The organism is Propionicimonas sp. (assembly GCF_049840635.1).
In the GTDB taxonomy this organism is placed as follows: Bacteria; Actinomycetota; Actinomycetes; order Propionibacteriales; family Propionibacteriaceae; genus Propionicimonas.
On record NZ_JASGKL010000005.1, the window covers coordinates 71,682 to 95,471 of the forward strand.

A 23,790-nucleotide genomic window follows, 5' to 3' on the forward strand; every position below is an offset into this window, starting at 1 on the left:
CCGGAGCGACAACTCCGGGGCCCGTCTCGGTGCTGCTACTTGCCGTCCCGCTTGAACAGCGAGGCGATCAGGTCGCGGTTGAGCTGGCTGATCGTGTCGAACGGGATCTGCTTGGGGCAGACCTCCGCGCACTCGCCGATGTTCGTGCAGCCGCCGAAGCCCTCAGCGTCGTGCTGCCCGATCATCTTCTTGATCCGGAGGTGACGCTCGGGCTGGCCCTGCGGGAGCATCGCCAGATGGGTGATCTTCGCCGCGGTGAACAGCATGCCCGAGGAGTTCGGGCAGGCCGCCACGCAGGCGCCACAGCCGATGCAGGTGGCCGCGTCGAAGGCACGGTCGGCCTTCAGCTTGCCGACCGCGTTGGCGTGGGCGTCGGGCGCCGAGCCGGTGTTCACCGACACGAAGCCGCCGGCCTGGATGATCCGGTCGAACGCCGCCCGGTCGACGACCAGGTCCTTGATCACGGGGAAGGGACCGGCCCGCCACGGCTCGACGTCGATCACGGCGCCGTCCTCGAACGACCGCATGTGGAGCTGGCAGGTGGTGGTCGGCACCGGGGAGCTGCCGCGACCGTGGGCGGTGCCGTTGATCACGACGCCGCACATGCCGCAGATACCCTCACGGCAGTCGTGGTCGAAGGCCACCGGCTCCTCGCCCTTGACCGTCAGGTCCTCGTTGAGGAGGTCGAGCATCTCCAGGAAGGACATGTCCGGGGAGACGTCCTGCACCTGGTAGGTGACCATCTGCCCCTGGGCAGAGGCGTTCGCTTGGCGCCAGACGCGCAGGGTGACGTTCACTTGTAACTCCGTTGCTTCAGCTCGATGAACTTGTACTCGAGGGGTTCCTTGTGCAGCACCGGCTTCTCCCCGGTGCCGGCGAACTCCCAGGCCGCGACGTAGCAGAACTCGTCGTCGTGGCGCAGGGCCTCGCCGTCCTCGGTCTGGCTCTCGGCCCGGAAGTGGCCGCCGCACGACTCACGCCGGTGCAGGGCGTCCACGCACATCAGCCGGCCCAGCTCGAAGAAGTCCAGGACGCGCCCGGCCCGCTCGAGGGTCTGGTTGAAGTCCTCGTTGACGCCGGTGACCTTGACGTCCTTCCAGAACTCCTCGCGCAGCTCGTCGATCTTGCCGATCGCGGTCTTCAGGCCCGCCTCGGTGCGCTCCATCCCGCAGTACTCCCACATGATGTGGCCGAGCTCCTTGTGGAAGGAGTCCACGGTGCGGGTGCCCTTGACGGCGAGCAGCGCCTCGATCCGCTCCTTCACCGCGTCCAGCGCCTCCCTGGCTGCGGGGTGCGTCGCGTCGATCTTGTCGAACGGCGCCGCGGCCAGGTAGTCGTTGATGGTGTTCGGCAGGACGAAGTAGCCGTCGGCCAGGCCCTGCATGAGGGCCGAGGCACCCAGGCGGTTCGCGCCGTGGTCGGAGAAGTTCGCCTCACCGGTCACGTACAGGCCGGGGATGTTGCTGGACAGGTCGTAGTCGACCCACAGGCCACCCATCGTGTAGTGCACGGCCGGGTAGATCCGCATCGGGGTCTCGTACGGGTCCTCGCCGGTGATCTGCGCGTACATGTCGAAGAGGTTGCCGTAGCGGGCGGCGACGCCGTCCTTGCCGAGGCGTCCGATCGCCTCCGCGAAGTCCAGGTAGACGCCGCGACGAACCATCCGCTCGTTGCCGTCGTGGTCGAACTCCTTGACCGCGGGGCCGACGCCGCGTCCCTCGTCGCACATGTTCTTGGCCTGCCGGGACGCGATGTCACGCGGCACCAGGTTGCCGAACGCGGGGTAGATCCGCTCCAGGTAGTAGTCGCGGTCCGACTCCGGGATCTGGCGCGGGTCCTTGCCGCAGTCCTCGGCGTTCTTCGGCACCCAGATCCGGCCGTCGTTGCGGAGCGACTCCGACATCAGGGTCAGCTTGGACTGCGTCTCGCCGTGCACGGGGATGCAGGTCGGGTGGATCTGCGTGTAGCAGGGGTTGCCGAAGTAGGCGCCCTTGCGGTGGGCCCGCCAGTCGGCGGTCACGTTGCAGCCCATCGCGTTCGTGGAGAGGAAGAACACGTTGCCGTAGCCGCCGGTGGCGAGCACGACCGCGTCGGCGAACCAGCTGTCGATCGCACCGGTGACCATGTCCCTGGTGACGATGCCGCGGGCGCGCCCGTCCACCACGATCAGCTCGAGCATCTCGTGGCGGGTGTACATCTTCACCGTCCCGGCCGCGACCTGGCGCTCCAACGCCTGGTAGGCGCCGATCAGCAACTGCTGGCCGGTCTGGCCACGCGCGTAGAAGGTGCGCTGCACCTGGACGCCGCCGAAGGAGCGGTTGTCGAGCAGGCCGCCGTACTCGCGGGCGAACGGGACGCCCTGCGCCACGCACTGGTCGATGATGTTCGCGCTGACCTCGGCCAGCCGGTACACGTTGGTCTCGCGGGCGCGGTAGTCGCCGCCCTTGACGGTGTCGTAGAACAGCCGGAACGTCGAGTCGTTGTCGTTGCGGTAGTTCTTGGCTGCGTTGATGCCGCCCTGGGCCGCGATCGAGTGCGCGCGCCGGGGGCTGTCCTGGTAACAGAAGTTGAGGACGTTGTAGCCGGCCTCACCGAGGCTGGCCGCCGCCGCACCACCGGCCAGGCCGGTGCCGACGATGATCACGTTCAGCTTGCGCCGGTTGGCCGGGTTGACCAGCTTGGCCTCGAACTTGCGCGTGGACCACTTCTGCTCGATCGGGCCGTCGGGGGCCTTGGTGTCGTGGATCTCCTCACCGAGGATGAAGTAGTCGGCCCCGGGAAGCGGCTTCTCGCTCGCTGCGGGCTTGGTCGTCGTCGTCATCAGTGAATCCATCCGAAGAGCACGGACACCGGCATGATCACGAAGCCGATGTAGAGGATGAGGGCCACGGCCCAGGCGCAGCCGTTCAGGACGGCGCGGGCCTTGGCGCTGGTGTTGGCCCCCAGCGTGGCGAAGGCGCTCCAGAAGCCGTGCCGGATGTGCATGCACACCGCGAGCACCCAGATCGCGTAGCCGAGCACCAGCCACCACACCTGGAACTCGCTGATCACCGTCTGGTACGGGTCGAGGTTCGCCGGCGTGTTGACCAGGGTCAGCTTGGCGGTGAACTGGAGCAGGTGGAAGACCAGGCCGACGGCCAGGATGATGCCGCCCCAGCGCATGGTCCGCGCGGAGTAGGTCCTGGCCAGGTCCCGCTTGGCCTGGTAGGTGGACGGGTTCGCCTTCAGCGCCCGCTTCCACAGGGTCGCCGCGGAGTACATGTGCAGCACCACGGCCGCCAGCAGCACGAAGCGGAAGACCCAGATGAACCAGCCGGGCGGCATCAGCGGGAAGAGGATGCCTCCGTCCTCGCTGAGGCCCTTGAGCCACTCCGCGTAATGGTTGTATTCCTCGGCTCCCAGGAACATCTTGAGGTTGCCGTACATGTGCACCAGCAGGAACGCGATCAGGAGCAGACCGGTGACGGCCATCATGGCCTTGAGTGCCACCGTGGACCTGAGCGCTCTCTGGTGAGGGGTAAGAGTCGTTGTCGCCACGGCTCCACCCTAATGAGAATCGGTGGCCTTTTCCGCCGCTGACGGCCTTTCCGGCAGAGTTGGTCTCAGAATTTGGACAGGGACTGGACGAGACGCCAATTCTCCGTATTTGGGCAATACGGACGTGCCCTAATTCGACCCCTCGAGGAGGTCCGGACGGCGCTCCGCGGTCCTTCGGCGGGCCTCGTCCAGACGCCAGCGGGCGACCTGCCCGTGGTGGCCGGACAGCAGTACCGGCGGGACGTCGAGGCCCCGCCAGGACGCGGGCTTGGTGTAGACGGGGTACTCCAGCAGCCCGTCCAGTTCGGTGCCGTGCGACTCCTCGACCAGCGACTCCGGGTTGCCGAGGACGCCGGGCAGCAGCCGCACGACCGCCTCGGTGATGGCCAGGGCCGCGACCTCTCCCCCGTTCAGGACGTAGTCGCCGAGGCTCACCTCCAGGACGTCCATCCTGCTGGACGCGTGCTCGACGACGCGGGCGTCGATGCCCTCGTAGCGTCCGCAGGCGAACAGCAGCCAGTCGCGTCCGGCCAGGTCGTGGGCCAGGGGCTGGGAGAACGGGACGCCGGCCGGGGTGGGCACGACCAGCAGTGGGGCCGTGACACCGGGGGGAACCAGGTCGTCGAGCGCCTCGCCCCACGGCTCGGGCTTCATCACCATGCCGGCCCCGCCGCCGTAGGGGGTGTCGTCGACCGTGCGGTGCCGGTCGTGCGTCCAGTCCCGCAGGTCGTGGACGCCGAGGCTCACGATGCCGGCGTCCACCGCCTTGCCGACCAGCGACAGCCGCAGCGGCGCGAAGTAGTCGGGGAAGATGCTGACCAGGTCAATCCGCATCGGGGGCCTCGTCCAGGAGTCCGGGGATCGGGGCGATCACGAGCCGGCCCGCCGCCGGGTCGACCTCGGGCACCAGCGCAGCCACGAACGGCACGAGGCGGTCGCCGGACGGCGTCCGGACCACCAGCAGGTCGTGGGCCGGGTTGTGCTCGACGCCGATGACCTCGCCCAGCCGCGTCCCCGCGGGGTCCACGGCGGCCAGTCCGATCAGCGCGGTGTCGTGGAACTCGTCGTCGGCAACGGCCTCGACGGCACCCTGGGCCCACACGTCCAGGCCGCGCAGGGCCTCGGCGGCGGTCCGGTCGGCCACCCCGGCGAAGCCGACGACCAGCCGGCCCTGCTGGAAGGAGTGGGAGGTCACGGTGAGGGTGCGCCCGCCCGCCTCGACGCGCGCACCCGTGGCGAACCTCTCCTCGACGCTGTCGGTACGAGGACGCAGCGTCACCTGCCCGCGCAGCCCGTGCGGGCGCCCGATCGTGCCGACGATCACCCGGTCGTCCACGTGCCCTCCTGTGATGTGCGTCCGCCCCGCCCGCTGCTGCGGACGGGGCGTGACGGATACTGCCTGGGTGCCGGTGGCCGGCGGACGGGGACCGTCGCTCCCTGCCACGTGGGGCGGGCGGGGACGGTCCCGCCTGTCAGCGACGGCGCGGGCGGCGGTCGACGTCGACGAAGTCGACGCGGACCTGCTCACGACCGGCGAGCGCGGCGATCACCGTGCGGAGCGCACCGGCGGTGCGTCCCTGCCGTCCGATCACCTTGCCGATGTCCTCGGGGTGGACGCGCACCTCGAGGGTGCGGACCCGGCCCCGGTCGGACTCGCGCACCCGGACGTCGTCCGGGTTGGGCACCAGGCCACGGACCAGGTGCTCGAGCGCGTCGGCGAGCATGCTCAGGCCTCTTCGGCCTCGGCGGGAGCGTCCGCCTCGGCGTCGGCCTGGTCAGCCTTCTTCTTCGACTTCGAGATCGCCGCGGTGGCGGGCTCGCTGTCGGCCTCGGCCAGGGCGGCGTTGAACAGCGCGACCTTGTCCCTGGGCTCCGGCTGCGGCGTGATGCCCGACGGGCTGGTGTCGCCGCTGAACTTCTGCCAGTCACCGGTGCGCTTGAGCAGCGCGACGACGGCCTCCGTCGGCTGGGCGCCCACGCCGAGCCAGTACTGCGCGCGCTCGGAGTCGACCTTGATCAGCGACGGCTCGGACTTCGGGTGGTACAGGCCGATCTCCTCGATGGCCCGGCCGTCGCGCTTGGCGCGGGCGTCCATCACGACGATGCGGTAGTGCGGGGAGCGGATCTTGCCGAGCCGCTTCAAACGAATCTTGACAGCCACGTGTGTGGTTTCTCCTGTGGAAGATGGGACGGTGACGCCACCGGCCCGGGCGGGTGAACGCCGGCGCTCGCTGTGGGGCAACGCCCACCGGGTTCGGGTGGATCGGCGACCACCGGCGATGAGAGGGCACCGACGGGCACAGATGCAGCGATCATTGTGCCAGAGGCTCCCCCGGTGGCGCCAATGCGAGCGCGCAGGGCCCGGAGCAGGGCGGACGTCCGTGTAGCCTGCGGCCATCATGGTGGAGCCGGAAGCGACCCCACCCCGTCGCGGGAGGGTGGCGGGGACGCTGGCCCTGCTCGGGCCCGCCTTCGTCGCCAGCGTCGCCTACGTGGACCCCGGCAACGTCGCGGCCAACGTCAGTGCGGGCGCGACCTACGGGTACACGCTGGTCTGGGTGCTCGCCGCCGCGTCCCTGATGGCGATGGTGATCCAGTACCAGTCGGCCAAGTTCGGCCTGGTCACGGGGAAGACGCTTCCACAGGCCATGATCGACCGCTTCCAGCGCACCCGGTACCACCGCCTGTTCGGCCTCGCCTACGGCGCGCAGGCCTTCGTGATCGCGCTGGCCACCGACCTGGCCGAGGTGGTGGGTGGCGCGCTCGGCCTGTACCTGCTCTTCGGCCTGCCGCTGTGGGCGGGCAGCATCGTCGTCGGGGTGGTCGCGATCCTGCTGCTGTGGGTGCTGCGCAGCCACGGCGAGCGCGTGTTCGAGGCCGGCATCGGCGCGCTGCTGGCCATCGTCACCCTCGGCTTCCTCGGCGCGCTGTTCTTCCGTCCACCGGACTGGGAGCAGACGCTGGCCGGGCTGTGGCCATCGGTCCCCGATCGCGGCGCCTGGCCGCTGATCGCTGCGATGCTCGGCGCGACCGTGATGCCGCACGCGATCTACCTGCACTCGGCGCTCGCCATCGACCGGCACCGCCCGAAGGGACGCCTGGACGGCCCGCTGCCGACCCTGCTGCGTGCGCAGAAGGTGGACGTGGGGCTCGCGCTCGTGCTGTCGGGCTCGGTGAACATCGGGATGCTCCTGCTCGGCGCGGTCGCCCTGACCGGCAGCGGCGCGGACACGATCGAGTCCGCGCACGCGATCCTGTCCTCCAGCCTCGGCCCTGCCGCCGCGGCGATCTTCGCCGTCGGGCTGCTGGCGTCCGGTGTGGGCTCGGCGATCGTCGGGACGCACGCGGGCTCGCGGATCCTGAAGGACCTCAACGTCTGGCACGTCTCCCCGACGCTGCGCCGGGCCATCACGGTGGCACCGGCCGTGCTCCTGCTGCTGACGGGGGTCTCCCCCACCCAGGTGCTGATCTGGAGCCAGGTCGTGCTCAGCTTCGGGGTGGCGCTGGCCGCCGCGCCACTGGCGATGGTCACCGCCGACCGCTCGCTGATGGGCGACCACGTCGACAGGCGGTTCCAGCGGGTCCTCAACTGGCTGATCGTCTCGCTGGTCGTCGCGCTCAACCTCGTCATGATCGGCTGGGCACTCAGCGGTCACTGACGCGGGTCCATCCCGGTCGATCGGTCAGGAGCGGTGGACGACGCGGCCGCGCAGGACCACCAGGGACGGGTGCCGCGTGACCTCCACGTCGACGCGGGGGTCGCTCGCGTAGACGACCAGGTCCGCCCACACGCCGTCCTCCACCGGCGGTGCCCCCAGCCACTCCCGGGCCCGCCAGGACGCGGCGCCGAGCGCGAACCCCGTCCCCCCGAGTCGGGCGAGCAGCCCGATCTCCGTGCCGACCAGGCCGTGCTGGATCGTGCCGCCGGCGTCGGTGCCGGCGAAGACGGGGACGCCGGCCTCGATCGCAGCCCCGATCGTCGCGAGGCGGCGCGCGTGCAGCGCGCGCATGTGCGTGGCGTAGGCGGGGAACCGCGCTTCGCCCGCGTCCGCGAAGCCCGGGAAGTTCTCCAGGTTGACCAGCGTCGGCACGAGCGCGACGCCGCGCTCGGCCATCAGCGCGATCGTGGTGTCGTCCAGCCCCGTGCCGTGCTCGATCCCGTCGATCCCCGCCCGGACGAGCTCGTGGACGGACTCCTCACCGAAGCAGTGGGCGGTCACGCGCGCGCCGAGCTCGTGGGCCCGCTCGATCGCCGCGGCGGCGATGTCCGCCGGCCACAGCGGGGCGAGGTCGCCCGCGTCCCTGTCGATCCAGTCGCCGACGAGCTTCACCCAGCCGTCACCGCGGCGGGCCTGCCGCTCCACCTCCGCGACGAGTTCGTCGGGGTCGACCTCCTCGGCGTAGTTGCGGATGTAGCGCTTCGGGCGCGCGATGTGCCGGCCGGCGCGGATGATCCGTGGCAGGTCGTCGCGGTCGTCGATCCAGTGCGTGTCCACCGGCGAGCCCGCGTCGCGGATCAGCAGCGTCCCCGCGTCGCGGTCGGTGAGCGCCTGCTGCTCGGCCACGTCCACAGGCACCGCGCCCTGCGCGCCGAGGCCGACGTGGCAGTGCGCGTCCACCAGGCCGGGCATGATCCACGCGCCACGGCAGACCGTCACCGCGCCGGCCACCGGCTCGCTGCGGAGCAGGCCGTCGACCACCCACAGGTCACGCACCTCGCCGTCGGGCAGCAGGACGCCGTTCAGGTGCAGCGGCACCGCCTCGGGCGCGCCGGGGACGGACGCCACCGCGCGCTCGTGCGCGAAGAACTCCGGCTCCCCGAGCCCCGGCGGCGCGTGGTGGTGGCTCATCGCGAGCGGCTAGCGCGGCCCGGTGTTCTTGGGGTTGAACAGCTGCTGCAGCTCGGCGGGCAACTGGAACTCCCCGACCGCCTTCGCCAGGTCGGCCTCGGTGGGTACCGGCTGGCCGAACGCGGACGGGGCGGCAGGCACGGCGGGGGCGGCCGCGGCGGTCCCCGAGCGCTTGGCCGGGTTGCCGGACACCTTGTGGTTGCCCTTCTTCTTCTTCGCCTGCTGCTTGGCGGCCGGACGGCGGGCGCCGGGCATCCCCGGCATCGAACCAGCCATGCTCTGCATCATCTTGCGGGCCTCGAAGAAGCGGTTGACCAGCGAGTTCACATCGGACACCTTCGTGCCCGAGCCGGCGGCGATCCGCGCGCGGCGCGATCCGTCCAGCAGCTTCGGGTTCGTCCGCTCCGCGGGGGTCATCGAGTAGATGATCGCCTCGATCCGGTCGATCTCCCTCTCGTCGATGCCTGCGATCTGGTCCTTCATCTGGCCCATCCCCGGCATCATCCCGAGGATCTTGCTCAGCGGCCCCATCCGGCGGACGGCCTGCATCTGCTGCAGGAAGTCGTCCAGCCCGAACTCGCCCTTGCCCGACATGAGCTTCTGGGCGGCCTTCGCCGACTGCTCGGCGTCGAAGGTCTTCTCGGCCTGCTCGATCAGCGTGAGGATGTCGCCCATGCCGAGGATGCGGCTGGCCATCCGGTCGGGGTGGAACGCGTCGAAGTCGCCCAGCCCCTCGCCGTTGGACGCGAACATGATCGGCTTGCCGGTGACCCGCGCGATCGACAGCGCGGCGCCGCCGCGGGCGTCACCGTCCAGCTTGGACAGCACGACGCCGTCGAAGCCCACGCCGTCGGCGAAGGCCCGCGCGGTGTTCACCGCGTCCTGGCCGATCATCGCGTCGACGACGAACAGGATCTCGGTGGGGTTCACCGCGTCCCTGATGTCGGCGGCCTGCTGCATGAGTTCCGCGTCCACGCCCAGCCGGCCGGCGGTGTCGACGATCACGACGTCGTACAGCTTGCTCATCGCCTGGAGGATCGACTGCCGCGCCACCGAGACCGGGTCGCCGACGCCGTTGCCCGGCTCGGGGGCGAAGACGTGGACGCCGGCGCGCTCGCCGACCACCTGCAGCTGGGTGACGGCGTTCGGGCGCTGGAGGTCGGCAGCGACCAGCAGCGGGGAGTGGCCCTGCTGCTTCAGCCACTTGCCGAGCTTGCCGGCCAGCGTCGTCTTGCCGGAACCCTGGAGGCCGGCCAGCATGATCACGGTCGGCGGCCGCTTCGCGAACCGCAGCGGACGGGCCTCGCCGCCGAGGATCGCGACCAGCTCGTCGTTGACGATCTTCACGATCTGCTGCGCGGGGTTCAGCGCGGCGTGGATCTCCGCCCCGGCCGCCCGCTCCCGGACGGCGGCGATGAACTCCTTGACCACGCCGAGGTTGACGTCCGCCTCGAGCAGCGCGAGGCGGATCTCCCGCGTCGTCGCCTCGATGTCGGCGTCGGTCAGCCGGGTCTTGCCGCGCAGGTTGCGGAACGCCGCGGACAGGCGGTCGGAGAGGGTGTCGAACAAGGAGGTACCTCACGCTCGGGAACTCGGGACATCCTACCGGCCCGTGCGTCCGCCCCGTCCGGCAGAGTGGTCAGAGGAAGAGCTGGAGCAGGACGAGGTCCAGCCAGCGGTCGAACTTGCGGCCGACCTCGGGCAGGCGGCCGACCTCGACGAAGCCGAGCGAGCGGTGCAGGGCCAGCGACACCTCGTTGTCGGCGCTCAGGCCGCCGATCAGGGCGTGGACGCCGTCCGCGCGCGCAGCCTCGATGATCGCGACCAGCAGGGCCCGGCCGATGCCCTTGCCCTGGTGGTTCGGGTGGACGTAGACGCTGTGCTCCATCGTTCCCGCGTAGCCCGCCTTCGGCCGGAACGGCCCGTAGGCCGAGTAGCCCACGACCACCCCGTCGTCGTCGGCGACCATCACCGGGTGCCCGTGCCCGGCCTTCGTGGCGTACCACTCGGCGTGCTCGACCGGCGTCCAGGGCAGCAGGTCCCAGCTGGCCGTCGTGTGCACGACGGCGTCGTTGTAGATCTCCAGCAGGGCCGGGAGGTCGGCCGGACGCGCCGCGCGGATCCGCATCACGACTCCGCGAGGAGCGCGTCGACGAAGCCCTCCGGCTCGAACGGCGCGAGGTCGTCGGGGCCTTCGCCGAGCCCGATCAGCTTCACGGGCACTCCCAGTTCGCGCTGCACGGGGACGACGATGCCGCCCTTGGCCGACCCGTCCAGCTTCGACAGCACGATGCCGGTCACGTCCACGACCTCCGCGAACACGCGGGCCTGCGCGAGGCCGTTCTGGCCGGTCGTGGCGTCGATCACAAGGAGCACCTCCGTCACCGGGGCCTTCCTCTCGATCACCCGCTTGATCTTGCCGAGTTCGTCCATCAGGCCGGTCTTGGTGTGCAGGCGCCCTGCGGTGTCGACCACGACCACGTCGACACCGTCGGCCAGGCCCTTCTCGACCGCGTCGAACGCGACCGATGCCGGGTCGCCGCCCTCCGGCCCGCGCACCACGGGGACGCCCACCCGGGACGCCCAGGTCTGCAGCTGGTCGGCCGCGGCCGCGCGGAACGTGTCGGCCGCGGCGAGGACGACGGAGTGCCCCTCGGCGACCAGCACCCGGGAGAGCTTGCCGATGGTGGTGGTCTTGCCGGTGCCGTTCACCCCGACGACCAGCACGACGCCGGGCACCCCGTCCGCGCCGGTCACCTTCAGGCTGCGGTCGGCGTCCGTCCCGACCAGCCGCAGGAGCTCGCTGCGCAGGACGTCCTTCGCCTTCGCCGGGTCGGCCGTGCCGTCGATCGACAGTTCGCGGCGCAGTGCGGTGATCAGCTCGTCGGTGGGGCCGACGCCGAGGTCGGCGGTGATCAGGGTGGCCTCCAGGTCCTCCCAGGCCTCCGCGTCCAGCCGGTCGGCCGACAGCAGGCCGAGCAGGCCGCGGGCGAACGGGTTGTTGCTCGCGCTCAGCCGCCGGCGCAGCCGGGCGAGCCGGGACGAGGGGGGCTCGGGCGTCTCGACCGTCGGAGCCTGCGGCGCCGTCTCGGCGGCCACCTCCGGCGCCTCCGTCCCCTCGGCCGGGGTCGGCGTTGCCGGGGACACCGGAGAGGTCGGCACGACACCGGGCAGCTCGGGGGTGGACGGGGGCCGGGTCAGCGCCCTGCGGCGCCCCACCACGATGGTGACGGCGGCCACAACGAGCACGACCGCCACGGCGGCCATCAGGTACCAGAAGATCTCCACCGGCTCATGGTAGACAAATCCGGACGGTTGCCCGCACCGGCGTCAGCGCTTGGGCGGCTCGCTGGCCGAGGACGCACTGCGCGCGGACGCCGCGCTGCGGGCCGAGGACGCGCTGCGCGGCAGCTCGTCGAAGAAGTCGACCAGACCCTGCGGCGGGTCGGCGTCGCCGTTGAGGTGGCGGGCGGTGTTGGCCAGCACGTTGGCGACCTCCGGGGCGCGTTCGGCGAGGCTGCCCCGCATGCCGACGGCCACGACGGCGATGATGCACAGGGCGATCGCCACGATCGCCACGGTGATCACCCAATAGGTCACGCCGACACCCTTCCGCCAAAGGAACGCCTTCATTATGCCCGAGGGGTTCCAGGCGTTCCCGGGTGCGGAAGGTGCTCTCAGCCTTCCCTCAGGCGCTGGCTGATCACGGCCGAGACCCCGTCGGAGCGCATCGTCACGCCGTACAGAGCGTCCGCGATCTCCATCGTGCGCTTCTGGTGGGTGATCACCAGCAGCTGGCTGTTGGCCCGCAATTCTTCGTAAATCTCCAGCAAACGGCCCAGGTTGGTGTCGTCGAGCGCCGCCTCGACCTCGTCGAGGATGTAGAAGGGGCTCGGCCGGGCCTTGAACAGGGCGACCAGGAACGCCACCGCGACCAGCGAGCGCTCGCCGCCGGACAGCAGCGACAGCCGCTTCACCTTCTTGCCCGGCGGCCGCGCCTCGACCTCGACGCCCGTGGTCAGCCACTCCCCCGGCTCGGTCAGGACGAGGCGGCCCTCGCCGCCCGGGAACAGCCGCGAGAACGACTCCTCGAACGCTTTCTCGACGTCGGCGTAGGCCGCGGCGAAGACCTCCTGGACGCGGGTGTCCACGTCGGCGATGATCCCGTTCAGGTCGTCCCGGGTCTTGCGCAGGTCGGCCAGCTGCTCGGCGAGGAACGTGTGCCGCTCGCTCAGCGCGTCGAACTCCTCCAGCGCCAGCGGGTTCACCTTGCCCAGCACGGCCAGGTCGCGCTCGGCGGCCCGCAGCCGCTTCTCCTGCTCACCGCGCACGTACGGGACGGGGTCGGGACGCGGGTCGTCCTCGGTCAGCGGCCTCCCGTCGGGCCCGACGAGCACCGGCACCGGCACCTCGGGGCCGTAGTCGGCCACCAGCGCCTCGGCCTCCAGCCCGAGCTCCGCCAGCGCCCGCTCGGCGAGCGCGTCGATCTTCATCTGCTGCTGCGCGCGGGCCAGTTCGTCGGCGTGGACGGTGTCGACCAGGCTCTCGAACGCCTTCGCGAGCTCGCGTCCGCGCTGGCGGGCAGCGGTGAGGTCGGCCTCCGCCTCACTGCGGCGCTGCTGGGCCCGCGTCCGCTCCTCCTCGGCCTGCTCGCGCGACGCGGCGATCCGCCCGGCCAGCCAGTCGGCGGCGGCCTGCACGGCCCCGGCCACCTCGGCCTCCCTGCGCAGCTGCGCGCGCCGCGCGGCCGCCTTGGCGCGTGCCGACCGCTCGGCCTCGGCCGCCCTGGTCAGGCTCTCCGCCCGCCCGGCGAGCGCGCGGGCGCGCTCCTCCACCGTGCGCAGCGCCAGCCGGGCGTCCATCTCCGCGGACCGCGCCGTCCGGGCGGCCTCGGCGCTGCGGTCCCGCTCGGTGGGATCGGCCTCGCTCACCTCGGTCTGGGCGGACGCGAGTTCCAGCCGCGCTTCCAGTTCCCCGAGGTTCGCCAGCGCGTGCTCCCTGGCCTCCGCCGCGCTCTGTGCGGCGGTGGCGAGCCGGCCGGCCTCGGCCTGGGCGGAGCGGACGACCTGGTTGAGCTCGCCCGCCTCCTCCGCGAGCGCGGCGTGGGCGGCGTCGGACTCGTTCAGGCGCGCCAGTGCGACGTCGGACGCCTCGCGGGCGGCGGCGAGGACGTTCTGCGCCTCGGCGATCCGGAACCGCAGCCGCTCGGTCTCGCCCTGCGCGGCGGCCAGCCGCGCGTTGGCCTCGTCGTAGGCTGCCTGGACCTCCAGCAGCGACGGCTTGGCCGACGAGCCACCGGCGGCGAACCAGGCGCTGAGCACGTCGCCGTCGGTCGTGACGGCCGTGACCTCCGGGAGCGCGGCGACGAGCCGACGGCCGTGGTCGAGGTCGTCCACCACGGCCACCTTGAACAGCAGCCGGTCGATCGATGGACGCAGGCTCGCCTCGCAGGTGACCAGTTCCGCGGCGTACCGCGCCGAGCCGGGCAGTTCGGGCCAGGCACCTCGGTCGGGTGCGGCGTCGGTGCCCAGCAGGAGGCCCGCGCGGCCGAGGTCCTCAGCCTTGAGGTGGTCGAAGGCGGCCACCGCCGCGTCGAGCCCGGTGACGGCCACGGCATCGGCCGCCGAGCCGAGGGCCGCGGCGATCGCCACCTCCGCTCCGGCCGGCACACTGATCAGCGCGGCGACCGAGCCGAGCAGCCCGTCGAGCCGGTCACCGGCGGCCAGGAGCGCCGCGGAGCCGTCCCTGCGCTCCAGGCCGAGGGCGAGCGCCTCGGCGCGGGCCGCGGCCGCCCCCCGCTCCGCCGCGGCGGCGCGCTCGGCGTCCTGCAGGTCGGAGAGGGCCGTGGCCGCCGCTTCGGCGTCCTCCTCGGCCCTCTCGTACGCCGCGTCCAGCCCGGACTCGCCGGCGCTGAGCCCTGCCAGCCGGGTCTCCACGGTCGCGTACTGGTGCCGGGCGGCCTCCGCCCGCTGCTCGGCCTCGGCGCGCGCAGCGGCCAGGCGCTCGATCTCTGCGCCGGCCGCCTCGGCCCTGCTGCGCAGCGTGTTCACCTCGCCGGACAGGCGGGCGAGCCCCTCCCTGCGGTCGGCGATCGCGCGCTGCTGGGCCGAATAACGCTTGTCTGCGTCGGCCTGCGCGGCCTCCGCCGCGGTGCGGGCCTGAGTGGCAGCGGCGAGCCCTTCGGCCTTCTGGGCGACCTCGGCCTGGATCGCCGCCTCGGCCTTGCGCATCTCGGCGGCCTCGCGCTCGATCGCCTCCGGGTCACGGCCGGGACGGTCCTCCGTCCCCACGTCGCGGGCGTTCCGCAGCCGCTCGCCCGCAATGGTGGCCGTGCTGGCCACCCGTTCGGCGAGTCCGGCCAGCGCGTACCAGGTCTCCTGCGCTTCGGTGAGCTGCGGGAGCGCGTCCCTCGCCGCCGCCTCCGCGGCCTGCTCGGCCTGCCGGGCCTGCGTGAGGTCGTCCTCCAGGCGCAGCCGGCGCTGCTTCAGTTCCGCCTCGGCGGCCAGTTCCGATTCGTGGGCCGCGGTCAGCGTGACCAGGTCGTCAGCCAGCAGCCGCGCCTTCGCGTCCCTCAGGTCGGCCTGGATGACGGCGGCCTTGCGCGCGACCTCCGCTTGCCGGCCCAGCGGCTTCAGTTGGCGCCGGATCTCACCGAGCAGGTCGCTGAGCCGGTTGAGGTTGGTGGCGGTGGCCTCGAGCTTGCGCTGGGCCTTCTCCTTGCGCTTGCGGTGCTTGAGGACGCCCGCGGCCTCCTCGATGAAGCCACGCCGGATCTCGGGGGTGGCCTGGAGGATGGAGTCCAGCTGGCCCTGGCCGACGATGACGTGCATCTCCCTGCCGATGCCCGAGTCGCTGAGCAGGTCCTGCACGTCGAGCAGGCGGGCGGGCGAGCCGTTGATCGCGTACTCCGAGCCACCCGCGCGGAACATCGTGCGGCTGATCGTGACCTCGGTGTAGTCGATCGGCAGCGCGCCGTCGGTGTTGTCGATGGTCAGGACGACCTCCGCGCGGCCGAGCGGCGCGCGTCCGGACGTGCCGGCGAAGATGACGTCCTCCATCTTGCCGCCGCGCAGGGTCTTGGCGCCCTGTTCGCCCATCACCCAGGCCAGCGCGTCGACGACGTTGGACTTGCCGGAACCGTTGGGCCCCACCACGCACGTGATGCCCGGCTCGAAGACCAGGTTGGTCGTCGATGCGAACGACTTGAAGCCGCGCAGCGTGAGGCTCTTCAGGTACATGGCTCAGGCGTCGACGGTGGCCGAGTGCTTGCTGCGGACGTGGCTGAAGGTCCACAGCTTGTTGACGACGAAGTTCACCGGCATGGTGATCAGGATCGTGAACAGCTGCGCCCAGTACTCGCGGGACTGCAGGCCGGCGTTCTCGTGGAACCACGGCTCGGGCAGGTAGACCGGCGACTTGGGGTTGGTGAACGCGATCTTGATGAACAACCCGAGGAACGCGGCGGCGCTGCCGACGGCGAGGAACGGCCAGAACTCGCGGAACCACGGCGCCTTCGCCGAGTGCCGGAAGGTCCAGGAGCGGTTCAGCTGGAAGTTGAACACGTTGGCGACCAGGAACCCGACGATCCACACCAGCGAGGTGAACCGGAAGTTGTAGTGGGTGCCGGGGATCGGGAACAGGATGTCCTGGGCGTTCACCGTGCCGCCGTGCGCCTTGTTCATGACGACGGCCACCAGCATGTTCACCACGACGCCGGCACCGCCGACCAGTCCGAACTTCACGAACTGGCGCAGCACCTGGGGGACGCGGTCGAACCGGCTGGGTGCAGTCACAACGGTGAAGACTATCCGAGGATCACCCGCCATCACGACGGCGCGATGTACTCGTGTCGCAGGTCTGTGACCTTCGCGATGTGGTCGAAGTCGTGGTCGGCGGTCAGTACCGTCGCGTCGTTGACGATGGCGTAGCCGGCGATGAGGATGTCAGCGGCGCCGGCGGACCTGACCAGACCCGCGTCCCACAGTGCGCCCTGGATGTCGAGCACCAGCGACTCGTCCGGTGCGCGCTCCAGCGGGAAGCCGAGGCTGATCTGCTCCCTGTACCGACGGTGCTCCTGCGGCGTCCGGGCGCTGTGGCAGAACTCGAGCACCTGTGGCGGACAGGTCACGAAGAGATCCGCGGGTGCGCGCTCGATACGCCGGAGCCGGGCCGTGACACCGACGTCGCCGCTGGCCAGCCTGTCCCACACCGAGTTGTCGACGAGGTAGTCGGTCATGAGCCGTGGATCTGTGCAGCGGCCGCGCCCGGAGGCGCCACGGGCGCGTCCAGCCCGGCAGGCAGGTCGACCAGTTCCGCGATGCCGTTGATCATCGCGCCCTTCTGCCGTGACGCGATGAGGCGGCGCAGCGCGAGGTCGATCACGGCGCGGTTCGACCGCTCACCGGTCAACGCCCGGGCCCGTTCGATCAGCCGCGGGTCCAGATCGACACTGGTCATGGCCATCGCGCATCCCCTCGCTCATCATATGGTTGAACACATGATACGCGCCCTTCAGGCGTGCCTCACCGGCTCATCGTCTCCGGCTGGCAGACGGGGCAGAAGTGCGATGACCGGTTCATGAACGGGACCCGCCGGATGGGGCTTCCACACCGGCTGCACGGCAGCCCTTCGCGTCCGTAGACCTCCAGGTCCCGCCCGAAGTAGCCGGAACTGCCGTTGACGTTCACGTAGAGCGCGTCGAAGGACGTGCCGCCGGCGACCAGGGCGTCGGCCATCACGTCCCGGGCTGCGCCGAGGAGTTCGGTGACCCGCGCCCTGCTGAGCCGGTCGGACGGCGTGTCGTAGTGGAGCCGGGCCCGCCACAGCGACTCGTCGGCGTAGATGTTGCCGATCCCGGAGACGATCTCCTGGTTGAGCAGGACGCGCTTGATCCCCGAGCGCCGCCGCCGGATGTCGGCGACCAGGGCGGGCAGGTCGAGCTCGGGGTCGAACAGGTCGCGCGCGATGTGGCGGACCTCGGCCGGGAGCTCGGCGCCGCCGGGGCTCACCCACAGCCCGCCGAACATCCGCTGGTCGGCGAACCGCAGCTGGCGGCCACCGTCGGTGAAGGTGAGCTCGACGCGGCAGTGCGGGGGCGGCGGGGCGTCCGCGTCGTCCAGCCGGAACTGGCCGCTCATGCCCAGGTGCGCCATCAGCGCGTCCCCGTCGGTGAAGGGCAGCCAGAGGAACTTCCCGCGGCGGCGGGGCTCGGCGAACGTGCGTCCCACGAGGCCGGCGGCGAAGTCGTCCGGACCGCCGACGTGCCTGCGCACGGGACGGGGGTGCAACACGGTGGCCCCGGCGATCGTGCGGCCCGTGACCGCGGCGGCGAGGCCGGTGCGGACGACCTCGACCTCCGGGAGTTCAGGCATCCGGTGCGCTGGACAGCTCGGTGAAGGCGTTCTTCGCGGCGCCCTGCTCCGCCTGCTTCTTGGAGGTGCCGAAGCCGGGGGCGAACACGTGGTTGGCGACGATCGCGACCGCCTCGAACCGCTTGTCGTGGTCGGGGCCGGACTCGGCGACCCGGTAGCTCGGCGTGCCGAGCTCTGCGTCGGCGGCGAGTTCCTGGAGGCTGGTCTTCCAGTCCAGGCCGGCGCCCAGCGCGGCAGCCTCGACGACCAGCGGGTCGAACAGGTGGTGGACGAGGCGGTCGGCCGCGTCCCGTCCCGACGAGATCAGGACGGCCCCGAGCAGGGCCTCGAGCGCGTCGGCGAGGATCGACGACTTGTCCTCGCCACCGGTGCTGAGTTCGCCCTTGCCGAGCAGGAGCTGCTGGCCCAGGTCCAGCGAGCGGGCGACGTCGGCGAGGCTGTGCGAGTTGACGACGGCGGCCCGCAGCTTCGCGAGCCTGCCCTCGGGGAGGTCGGGGTAGGTGCGGTACAGGAACTCGGTGACAACCACGCCCAGCACGGCGTCACCCAGGAATTCGAGCCGCTCGTTGTGGGGCAGTCCGCCGTTCTCGTAGGCGTACGAGCGGTGCGTGCGGGCAAGCTCGAAGAGCTGGGGATCGAGGTCGATCCCCAGCTGCTCGAGCAGTGCGGGTGTGCGGCCTGCGGCGGCCGCCCCGGATCCGGACGTGGCCCGGTTCTCCTGGCGCGTCAGGGCTCGAGGATCTGGCGCCGCGCGGCGCGCGGGCCGTACTGGCCGCACTCCGGGCACGCGGTGTGGGGAAGGTGCTTCGCCCCGCACGCCGCGTTGGCGCAGGTGACGAGGGTCGGCGCAGAGGTCTTCCACTGCGAACGGCGGGCCCGCGTGTTGGCGCGGGACATTCTCCGCTTGGGAACGGCCACGGCGTTACTCCTTGTTCTTCGGTTCGTTCTTCGGTTCCGTCCAGCCCGCCAGACTTGCCCATCGGGGATCGACGGGATCAGCGTGGTCGTGCTCCGGGTCGGCGTTGAGGTTGGCCCCGCACTCGGGGCACAACCCTGCGCAGTCCGGACGGCACAAGGGCATGAACGGCAGGTCGAGCACCACCGCGTCCCGCAGGACGGGTTCGAGGTCGATCAGATCGCCCTCGACGTGCCTGGCCTCGGCGTCGTCGAGTTCCTTGCCCGGGTAGCAGAACAGCTCCTGGATGTCGACCTCCTGTGTGTCGGAGACCTCCTCCAGGCAGCGCGCACAGCTCCCCAGCAGCCGGACCACGGCGGTACCGGTGACCAGGACCCCCTCCACCACCGACTCCAACCTGAGGTCGAGGTCGACGGGTGAGCCGGGTGGCACACCGATTACGTCGATGCCGAGGTCCGCGGGAGCCTCCGCGACCCGGGTGACCTCCACCTGCTCGCCGGCCCTGCGACTCAGTTCATGAGTGTCCAGGACGAGCCCGGATCGAGGGTCAGGCAGACGGGGAGGCACGACGGATCCCTTCAGCACACGGTTCGACAGCGTCATAACCAACGCAGAACTCTACCGTGAGCGACTGCCGGTCACCAAAACCGCCGTCTCCGGCCGGCCGATCAGGCCTTCAGGCGGGGCAGGGCCTGGGTGGACGTGTCGTCCAGCGAGGACCGGCTGGCGAGGCGGTCGCGCATGGTTCGCACCTGCGACATGGTCTTCTGCAGGCCGGCCTCGAAGGACGCGATCCGCGCGTCCACGTACGCGTCGGCCTCGCGGCGCAGCGCCTCGGCGTCCGTCAGCGCCTTGGCCTCGAGCTGGGCGGCCTTCTTCCGGGCCTGCTCCATCACCGGGGTCTGGCCGGCCAGGAACTGCGCCTTCTCCTCGGCGGAAGCGATGATCTGCTTGGCCTCGTCCTGCGCGCGTTCCAGCGTCTCCAGCGACGTGGCCGTGACCCGCTGGGCCTCGCCGACGTCCTCCTCGAGCGCCCGCGCGGCCGCATCGATCAGGGCGAGCGCCTCGCCACGGTTGACCATGCAGGACGCCGACATCGGGACGGCCTTGGCGCCGTCGACGAGGTGGCGGAGTTGCGCGAGGACCTCCCTCGTCCGCTCAACCATTGCGCTGCTCCCATCCCTCGGTTCTGCGACGGATCGCCGACGCGACCACCTCCGGCACGAAGGCCGAGACGTCGCCCCCGAAGGAGGCGACCTCGCGAACCATCGTGGACGACAGCGTGGACCAAACCGACGACGCGGGCAACATGACGGTCTCCACCGAGCCCACGACCTGGTTGATGTGGGCCATCTGGAGTTCGAAGTCGAAGTCGGAGGCGAACCGGATCCCCTTCACCAGTACGCCGGCGCCGTGGGCCCGCGCGAAGTCGACGAGCAGCCCGTCCAACGGCTCGACGCTGACGTTGGCCAGGTGGCTGGTGGTCTGCCGGACCAGGTCGACGCGTTCCTCGGTCGGGAACAGGTAGTTCTTGGCCGAGTTGCGGCCGACGGCGACCACGACCTCGTCGAACAGGCCGGCGGCGCGCGCGATCACGTCGAGGTGACCGTGGGTCACCGGGTCGAACGACCCGGGGCAGATCGGCGATCATCCGGTGGGCCTCCTGGCGAAGTACAACGTCGTCTCACCGTAACGCCGTTCCCAGCGCTCGCACAGTTCGGACGGCCAGACGGGCGCGAGGTCTCGAGTGGACCTTTCGACGACGAGCAGCCCGTCCGTGGCCAGCCAGCGCTCTGCAACGGCGGCCAGGACGGGCGCCAGCCTCTCGCCGGAGAGCGCGTACGGCGGATCGGCCCACACGACGTCGAAGCGCTGCGGAGGCTCGGTGGCCAGGGTGGCCTCCACGGTCTGGGCGCGGACGGTGAGCGGCAGGCGCAGCTCGGTGGCGTTGCCGCGGGCGATCCGGGCGGTGCCGGCGTCGCTCTCCACCGCCCACACGGGGGCGGCCCCCCTGCTCGCTGCTTCGAGTGCGACCGCTCCCGAGCCGGCGTACAGGTCGAGGAACGCCAGCCCCGCGAGCTGGCTGTCGGCGGGCTCGCCGAGGGTGCCCGCCCAGTCGGCGACCAGCGAGAAGGCGGCCTCCCGGACGCGATCGGTGGTCGGCCGCGTGGCGTCGTGTGCCGGAGTGCGCAGGCGATGCCCCTTGCGGCTGCCCGCGATGATCCTGGTCACCGGCTCAGGCTACCGACGATTGCGGGGCCACCGCTCACGCGCCGAAGCCAGCGCCCCTCCCACCGAGAGCCACCCTCGCCGTCGAGAGCCACCCTTCCCCGCCGAGAGCCACCCCTCCCGTCGAGAGCCAGCGTCCAGACACGAGCCCTCGACGCGAACACAGGCCCTCGACCACCGAGGCAGGCCCTCGGTGACCCAACGCCGGCACAAACGCTCCCGAAACACGCAGAAGCCACCGGAATTTCGGGAGCGTTTGCGTGTTTCGGGAGCGTCTGTGGTCGGGCGACATGGGCGGGCCAGCATCCGGTGGGCGGGCCGATCAATCGGTGGGCGAAACGGCGCGCCCGTGGGTCAGTTGCGCTCGAGCCAGTCGGGGGACGCGAGCAGCTCGGTGGCGCGGATCGCGTCGGCGAAACCGGGGGTGGCCAGGTCGCGGTCCCTCGCCACGCACTCGGCGGCCAGCTCGCGCGCCTGCGCGATCAGGTCGGCGTGCTCGAGCACCCGCAGCAGCCGCAGGCTGGACCTGTTGCCGGCCTGGCTGGCACCGAGGACGTCGCCCTCCCTGCGCTGCTCGAGGTCGAGTTCGGCCAGCTCGAAGCCGTCCCTGGTGGCAGCCACCGCGTCCAGTCGCGCGCGGGCGGGCTCGTCCGCCGGCGACCTGGTCACCAGCAGGCAGACACCGGGGTGCTCGCCGCGGCCGATCCGTCCCCGCAACTGGTGGAGCTGCGAGATACCGAACGAGTCCGCGTCCCAGACCACCATCATCGAGGCGTTGGGGACGTCGACGCCGACCTCGATCACCGTGGTCGCGACCAGGACGTCCAGCTCGCCGGCGGCGAAGGCGCCCATCACCTCGTCCTTGGTGTCGGAGGGCAGCTGCCCGTGCAGCACCCCGACCCGTAGCCCGGCCAGCGCACCAGAGCGCAGCTCGTCGGCGAGCTCGACCACACCGGTGCCCTCGGCCGACGAGCTGATCCGCGGCACGACGATGAAGGCCTGCCTGCCCGTCGCGACCTCCTCGCGCACGCGCTGCCACGCGCGGTCCACCCACTGCGGGCGGGTGGACGCGTCGACGACGACGGTCGCGACGTCCGCGCGACCGCCGGGCAGTTCGCTGAGGGTCGAGACGTCGAGGTCGCCGAAGATCGTCATCGCGACCGAACGAGGGATCGGTGTGGCGGTGAGGACGAGGACGTGCGGGCGCGCGGACGCCTTGTCGGCGAGGACGGCCCGCTGCTCGACGCCGAACCGGTGCTGTTCGTCCACGACGATCAGGCCGAGGTCGGCGAACTGGACGCGGTCGCCCAGCAGCGCGTGGGTGCCCACCACGATGCCGGCCTCCCCGCTCGCGGCGCGGAGCAGCGCCGACTTCTTCGCCGCGGCGGGCATCGAGCCGGTCAGCAGCACGACGTCCGTGGCGACGTCTGGGGTGCCGAGCATCCGGCCGCCGCCCAGATCGCCCAACAGGGACCGGATCGTCTGGAAGTGTTGCGACGCGAGCACCTCCGTCGGCGCCAGCAGCGCGGCCTGGCCGCCCGCGTCGACGACGGCGAGCATGGCCCGCAGCGCCACCACGGTCTTGCCCGAGCCCACCTCCCCCTGCAGCAGCCGCTGCATCGGGTGCGTCCTGCCGAGGTCGCCGAGGATGGCCTCGCTCACCTCGGCCTGCCCCGCGGTCAGCGCGAAGGGCAGCCGCGCGTCGAACGCGTCCAGCAGCCCCCCGGCGACGCGGACGCGCGGGCGCGCGGCGTGGTGGGCGGCGTCGGCCCTGCGGTAGGCCATCGTGAGCTGGGTGGCGAGGGCCTCGTCGAAGCGGAGCCGGTGGGCACCCCGGGCAGCCTCGGCGAGGCTGGCGGGGTGGTGGACGGCCGCGAACGCGTCCGCGAGGTCCATCACGCCGGCCTCCTCGCGCAGCCAGGCCGGCCACGGGTCGTCCGCACCGGACAGCGCCGACAGCGCGAGCCGGGCGCACTCGGCGACCTTCCAGGTCGGCAGCCGCGCCGACGCCGGGTACATCCCGACGAGGCCACCGCTGGAAAGGGCGGCGATCCGCTCCTTCTCCTCGGACGTGGACACGATGTGGCCGCCCGCGTCCATCATGGCGAAGGTCGGGTGGCTCATCTGGAGCTGGTCGCGGAAGCTGCCCACCTTGCCGACGAACAACCCGGCCACGCCTTGGCCGAGCTGCTTCGACCACCAGTCCAGCAGGTGGGCCTTGCCGAAGAAGGTGGCGGTCAGGCGTCCACGGCCGTCGCTGAGCAACACCTCCAGGCGGCCGGGCCGCGCCTTCCGGCCGGGCAGGGTGTGGCTGTCGTGGCGGCGGATCTCGGCCACGCGAGCCACCACGGCGACGAGTTCGCCCTCTACGATCGTGGACAGGTCGGTGAGGTCGGTGCCGGAGAGGTAGCGGCGCGGAATGTGCCGCAGCAGGTCACCGACGGTGGCGATCCGCAGCCCGGTGAACTCCTTCGCGGTCCGCTCCCCCACCACGGTGGCCAGGGGCGCGTTGAGCTCGGCGTACATCGCCGTGCGCCAGCCGCTCAACCCTGCCTCCACGGTGCCCCAGCCTAAGGGGCGCCACCGACAACCTCCGGACATGCAAAGAGACCCGCCGGACGGCGGGTCTCCTCGTGGGACGTCAGCGGGTGACGCGACCCGCCTTCAGGCAGGACGTGCACACGTTGAGCCGCTTGGGGGTGCCGTCGACGACCGCACGCACCCGCTGGATGTTCGGGTTCCAGCGCCGGTTGGTCTTCTTCTTCGACCACGGCACGTTGTGTCCGAAGCCGGGACCCTTGGCGCAGATGTCACAGACGGCAGCCACCGGAGTACTCCTTGTTTGTCTAGCGATTCCGCACGACGAGGCGCGCAGGTGAACGTCGGC

26 protein-coding genes are annotated in these 23,790 nt (G+C 71.5%); 1 reads left to right on the top strand and 25 read right to left on the bottom strand.

From position 1 onward, the window contains the following. Positions 1–35 precede the first annotated feature (35 nt). The 7 genes from QM779_RS06275 to rpsP all read right to left on the bottom strand — a co-directional run bounded on the left by QM779_RS06275 (position 36) and on the right by rpsP (position 5,698). Positions 36–797 carry a succinate dehydrogenase/fumarate reductase iron-sulfur subunit gene (locus QM779_RS06275; RefSeq protein WP_428533282.1) on the bottom strand — a complete coding sequence of 254 codons (762 nt, stop codon included), beginning with the start codon at positions 795–797 and terminating at the stop codon, positions 36–38. Next, positions 794–2,821: a fumarate reductase/succinate dehydrogenase flavoprotein subunit gene (locus QM779_RS06280; protein WP_428533285.1), complete on the bottom strand. Its 2,028-nt coding sequence runs from the start codon at positions 2,819–2,821 to the stop codon at positions 794–796. The genes QM779_RS06275 and QM779_RS06280 overlap by 4 nt, the downstream gene beginning before the upstream one ends. Next, positions 2,821–3,489: a succinate dehydrogenase cytochrome b subunit gene (locus QM779_RS06285; protein ID WP_428533288.1), complete on the bottom strand. Its 669-nt coding sequence runs from the start codon at positions 3,487–3,489 to the stop codon at positions 2,821–2,823. Before QM779_RS06285 ends, QM779_RS06280 begins: the two co-directional genes overlap by 1 nt. Before the next feature lie 177 nt (positions 3,490–3,666). Continuing rightward, positions 3,667–4,371 carry a tRNA (guanosine(37)-N1)-methyltransferase TrmD gene (trmD, locus tag QM779_RS06290; RefSeq protein ID WP_428533291.1) on the bottom strand — a complete coding sequence of 235 codons (705 nt, stop codon included), beginning with the start codon at positions 4,369–4,371 and terminating at the stop codon, positions 3,667–3,669. Next, on the bottom strand, positions 4,361–4,873 hold the full coding sequence (gene rimM / locus QM779_RS06295) for a ribosome maturation factor RimM (protein WP_428533294.1): 513 nt from the start codon (positions 4,871–4,873) through the stop codon (positions 4,361–4,363). The genes trmD and rimM overlap by 11 nt, the downstream gene beginning before the upstream one ends. A 136-nt stretch (positions 4,874–5,009) precedes the next feature. After that, positions 5,010–5,261 (bottom strand): RNA-binding protein, encoded by a 252-nt coding sequence (locus QM779_RS06300; protein WP_300146467.1) that lies wholly within the window; start codon positions 5,259–5,261, stop codon positions 5,010–5,012. Positions 5,262–5,263: 2 nt separating this feature from the next. Further along, entirely contained in the window at positions 5,264–5,698 is a 435-nt protein-coding gene (gene rpsP, locus QM779_RS06305; RefSeq protein WP_428533298.1) for a 30S ribosomal protein S16, read from the bottom strand. A gap of 238 nt (positions 5,699–5,936) precedes the next feature. Between rpsP and QM779_RS06310 the strand changes: the two genes are divergently transcribed. Beyond that, positions 5,937–7,196: an Nramp family divalent metal transporter gene (locus tag QM779_RS06310; protein ID WP_428533301.1), complete on the top strand. Its 1,260-nt coding sequence runs from the start codon at positions 5,937–5,939 to the stop codon at positions 7,194–7,196. A gap of 24 nt (positions 7,197–7,220) precedes the next feature. Here QM779_RS06310 and QM779_RS06315 read toward each other — a convergent pair whose 3' ends face one another. The 18 genes from QM779_RS06315 to rpmB all read right to left on the bottom strand — a co-directional run bounded on the left by QM779_RS06315 (position 7,221) and on the right by rpmB (position 23,730). After that, positions 7,221–8,387 carry an amidohydrolase family protein gene (locus tag QM779_RS06315; protein WP_428533304.1) on the bottom strand — a complete coding sequence of 389 codons (1,167 nt, stop codon included), beginning with the start codon at positions 8,385–8,387 and terminating at the stop codon, positions 7,221–7,223. Between the two features lie 9 nt (positions 8,388–8,396). After that, positions 8,397–9,956, bottom strand: a complete 1,560-nt coding sequence (gene ffh, locus QM779_RS06320; RefSeq protein ID WP_428533307.1) for a signal recognition particle protein — start codon at positions 9,954–9,956, stop codon at positions 8,397–8,399. A 70-nt stretch (positions 9,957–10,026) separates the two neighbouring features. Then, complete coding sequence (locus QM779_RS06325) at positions 10,027–10,515, bottom strand: N-acetyltransferase family protein (RefSeq protein ID WP_428533310.1); 489 nt, start codon at positions 10,513–10,515, stop codon at positions 10,027–10,029. Further along, positions 10,515–11,654, bottom strand: a complete 1,140-nt coding sequence (gene ftsY / locus QM779_RS06330; protein WP_428538318.1) for a signal recognition particle-docking protein FtsY — start codon at positions 11,652–11,654, stop codon at positions 10,515–10,517. Before ftsY ends, QM779_RS06325 begins: the two co-directional genes overlap by 1 nt. Before the next feature lie 63 nt (positions 11,655–11,717). Then, positions 11,718–11,987 (bottom strand): hypothetical protein, encoded by a 270-nt coding sequence (locus tag QM779_RS06335; protein ID WP_428533313.1) that lies wholly within the window; start codon positions 11,985–11,987, stop codon positions 11,718–11,720. Positions 11,988–12,064: 77 nt separating this feature from the next. After that, a complete protein-coding gene (gene smc / locus QM779_RS06340; RefSeq protein WP_428533316.1) occupies positions 12,065–15,625 on the bottom strand; it encodes a chromosome segregation protein SMC in 3,561 nt (1,186 codons plus the stop codon). Positions 15,626–15,628: 3 nt separating this feature from the next. Next, positions 15,629–16,213 carry a GtrA family protein gene (locus QM779_RS06345; RefSeq protein ID WP_428533319.1) on the bottom strand — a complete coding sequence of 195 codons (585 nt, stop codon included), beginning with the start codon at positions 16,211–16,213 and terminating at the stop codon, positions 15,629–15,631. Beyond that, entirely contained in the window at positions 16,213–16,623 is a 411-nt protein-coding gene (locus QM779_RS06350; protein ID WP_428533322.1) for a PIN domain-containing protein, read from the bottom strand. The genes QM779_RS06345 and QM779_RS06350 overlap by 1 nt, the downstream gene beginning before the upstream one ends. Beyond that, positions 16,620–16,850, bottom strand: coding sequence for a type II toxin-antitoxin system VapB family antitoxin (locus QM779_RS06355; protein WP_428533325.1), 231 nt, complete (start codon positions 16,848–16,850; stop codon positions 16,620–16,622). The genes QM779_RS06350 and QM779_RS06355 overlap by 4 nt, the downstream gene beginning before the upstream one ends. A gap of 59 nt (positions 16,851–16,909) precedes the next feature. Further along, positions 16,910–17,758 (bottom strand): bifunctional DNA-formamidopyrimidine glycosylase/DNA-(apurinic or apyrimidinic site) lyase, encoded by an 849-nt coding sequence (mutM, locus tag QM779_RS06360; protein ID WP_428533328.1) that lies wholly within the window; start codon positions 17,756–17,758, stop codon positions 16,910–16,912. Beyond that, entirely contained in the window at positions 17,751–18,422 is a 672-nt protein-coding gene (gene rnc, locus QM779_RS06365; protein ID WP_428538321.1) for a ribonuclease III, read from the bottom strand. Before rnc ends, mutM begins: the two co-directional genes overlap by 8 nt. 62 nt (positions 18,423–18,484) lie before the next feature. Continuing rightward, positions 18,485–18,676, bottom strand: coding sequence for a 50S ribosomal protein L32 (gene rpmF / locus QM779_RS06370; RefSeq protein WP_377105128.1), 192 nt, complete (start codon positions 18,674–18,676; stop codon positions 18,485–18,487). Positions 18,677–18,680: 4 nt separating this feature from the next. Beyond that, on the bottom strand, positions 18,681–19,241 hold the full coding sequence (locus QM779_RS06375) for a YceD family protein (protein ID WP_428533333.1): 561 nt from the start codon (positions 19,239–19,241) through the stop codon (positions 18,681–18,683). A gap of 101 nt (positions 19,242–19,342) precedes the next feature. After that, positions 19,343–19,840 carry a hypothetical protein gene (locus tag QM779_RS06380; protein ID WP_428533336.1) on the bottom strand — a complete coding sequence of 166 codons (498 nt, stop codon included), beginning with the start codon at positions 19,838–19,840 and terminating at the stop codon, positions 19,343–19,345. Continuing rightward, positions 19,833–20,291 (bottom strand): pantetheine-phosphate adenylyltransferase, encoded by a 459-nt coding sequence (coaD, locus tag QM779_RS06385; protein WP_428533339.1) that lies wholly within the window; start codon positions 20,289–20,291, stop codon positions 19,833–19,835. Before coaD ends, QM779_RS06380 begins: the two co-directional genes overlap by 8 nt. A 30-nt stretch (positions 20,292–20,321) precedes the next feature. After that, positions 20,322–20,906 (bottom strand): RsmD family RNA methyltransferase, encoded by a 585-nt coding sequence (locus QM779_RS06390; protein ID WP_428533342.1) that lies wholly within the window; start codon positions 20,904–20,906, stop codon positions 20,322–20,324. Positions 20,907–21,257: 351 nt separating this feature from the next. After that, positions 21,258–23,429, bottom strand: coding sequence for an ATP-dependent DNA helicase RecG (locus tag QM779_RS06395; RefSeq protein WP_428538324.1), 2,172 nt, complete (start codon positions 23,427–23,429; stop codon positions 21,258–21,260). 115 nt (positions 23,430–23,544) lie between these two features. Further along, a complete protein-coding gene (gene rpmB, locus QM779_RS06400; RefSeq protein ID WP_300146520.1) occupies positions 23,545–23,730 on the bottom strand; it encodes a 50S ribosomal protein L28 in 186 nt (61 codons plus the stop codon). Positions 23,731–23,790: the final 60 nt, after the last annotated feature.

What these genes read in the sequence shown, in the direction of transcription:
- QM779_RS06280 (WP_428533285.1), bottom strand. Translation starts at nt 2,821, where the DNA reads ATGACGACGACGACCAAGCCCGCAGCGAGCGAGAAGCCGCTTCCCGGG.
- trmD (WP_428533291.1), bottom strand. Translation starts at nt 4,371, where the DNA reads ATGCGGATTGACCTGGTCAGCATCTTCCCCGACTACTTCGCGCCGCTG.
- QM779_RS06300 (WP_300146467.1), bottom strand. Translation starts at nt 5,261, where the DNA reads ATGCTCGCCGACGCGCTCGAGCACCTGGTCCGTGGCCTGGTGCCCAAC.
- QM779_RS06310 (WP_428533301.1), top strand. Translation starts at nt 5,937, where the DNA reads ATGGTGGAGCCGGAAGCGACCCCACCCCGTCGCGGGAGGGTGGCGGGG.
- QM779_RS06315 (WP_428533304.1), bottom strand. Translation starts at nt 8,387, where the DNA reads ATGAGCCACCACCACGCGCCGCCGGGGCTCGGGGAGCCGGAGTTCTTC.
- QM779_RS06325 (WP_428533310.1), bottom strand. Translation starts at nt 10,515, where the DNA reads ATGCGGATCCGCGCGGCGCGTCCGGCCGACCTCCCGGCCCTGCTGGAG.
- ftsY (WP_428538318.1), bottom strand. Translation starts at nt 11,654, where the DNA reads ATGGCCGCCGTGGCGGTCGTGCTCGTTGTGGCCGCCGTCACCATCGTG.
- smc (WP_428533316.1), bottom strand. Translation starts at nt 15,625, where the DNA reads ATGTACCTGAAGAGCCTCACGCTGCGCGGCTTCAAGTCGTTCGCATCG.
- QM779_RS06345 (WP_428533319.1), bottom strand. Translation starts at nt 16,213, where the DNA reads ATGGCGGGTGATCCTCGGATAGTCTTCACCGTTGTGACTGCACCCAGC.
- QM779_RS06350 (WP_428533322.1), bottom strand. Translation starts at nt 16,623, where the DNA reads ATGACCGACTACCTCGTCGACAACTCGGTGTGGGACAGGCTGGCCAGC.
- QM779_RS06355 (WP_428533325.1), bottom strand. Translation starts at nt 16,850, where the DNA reads ATGGCCATGACCAGTGTCGATCTGGACCCGCGGCTGATCGAACGGGCC.
- mutM (WP_428533328.1), bottom strand. Translation starts at nt 17,758, where the DNA reads ATGCCTGAACTCCCGGAGGTCGAGGTCGTCCGCACCGGCCTCGCCGCC.
- QM779_RS06380 (WP_428533336.1), bottom strand. Translation starts at nt 19,840, where the DNA reads ATGGTTGAGCGGACGAGGGAGGTCCTCGCGCAACTCCGCCACCTCGTC.
- QM779_RS06395 (WP_428538324.1), bottom strand. Translation starts at nt 23,429, where the DNA reads ATGTACGCCGAGCTCAACGCGCCCCTGGCCACCGTGGTGGGGGAGCGG.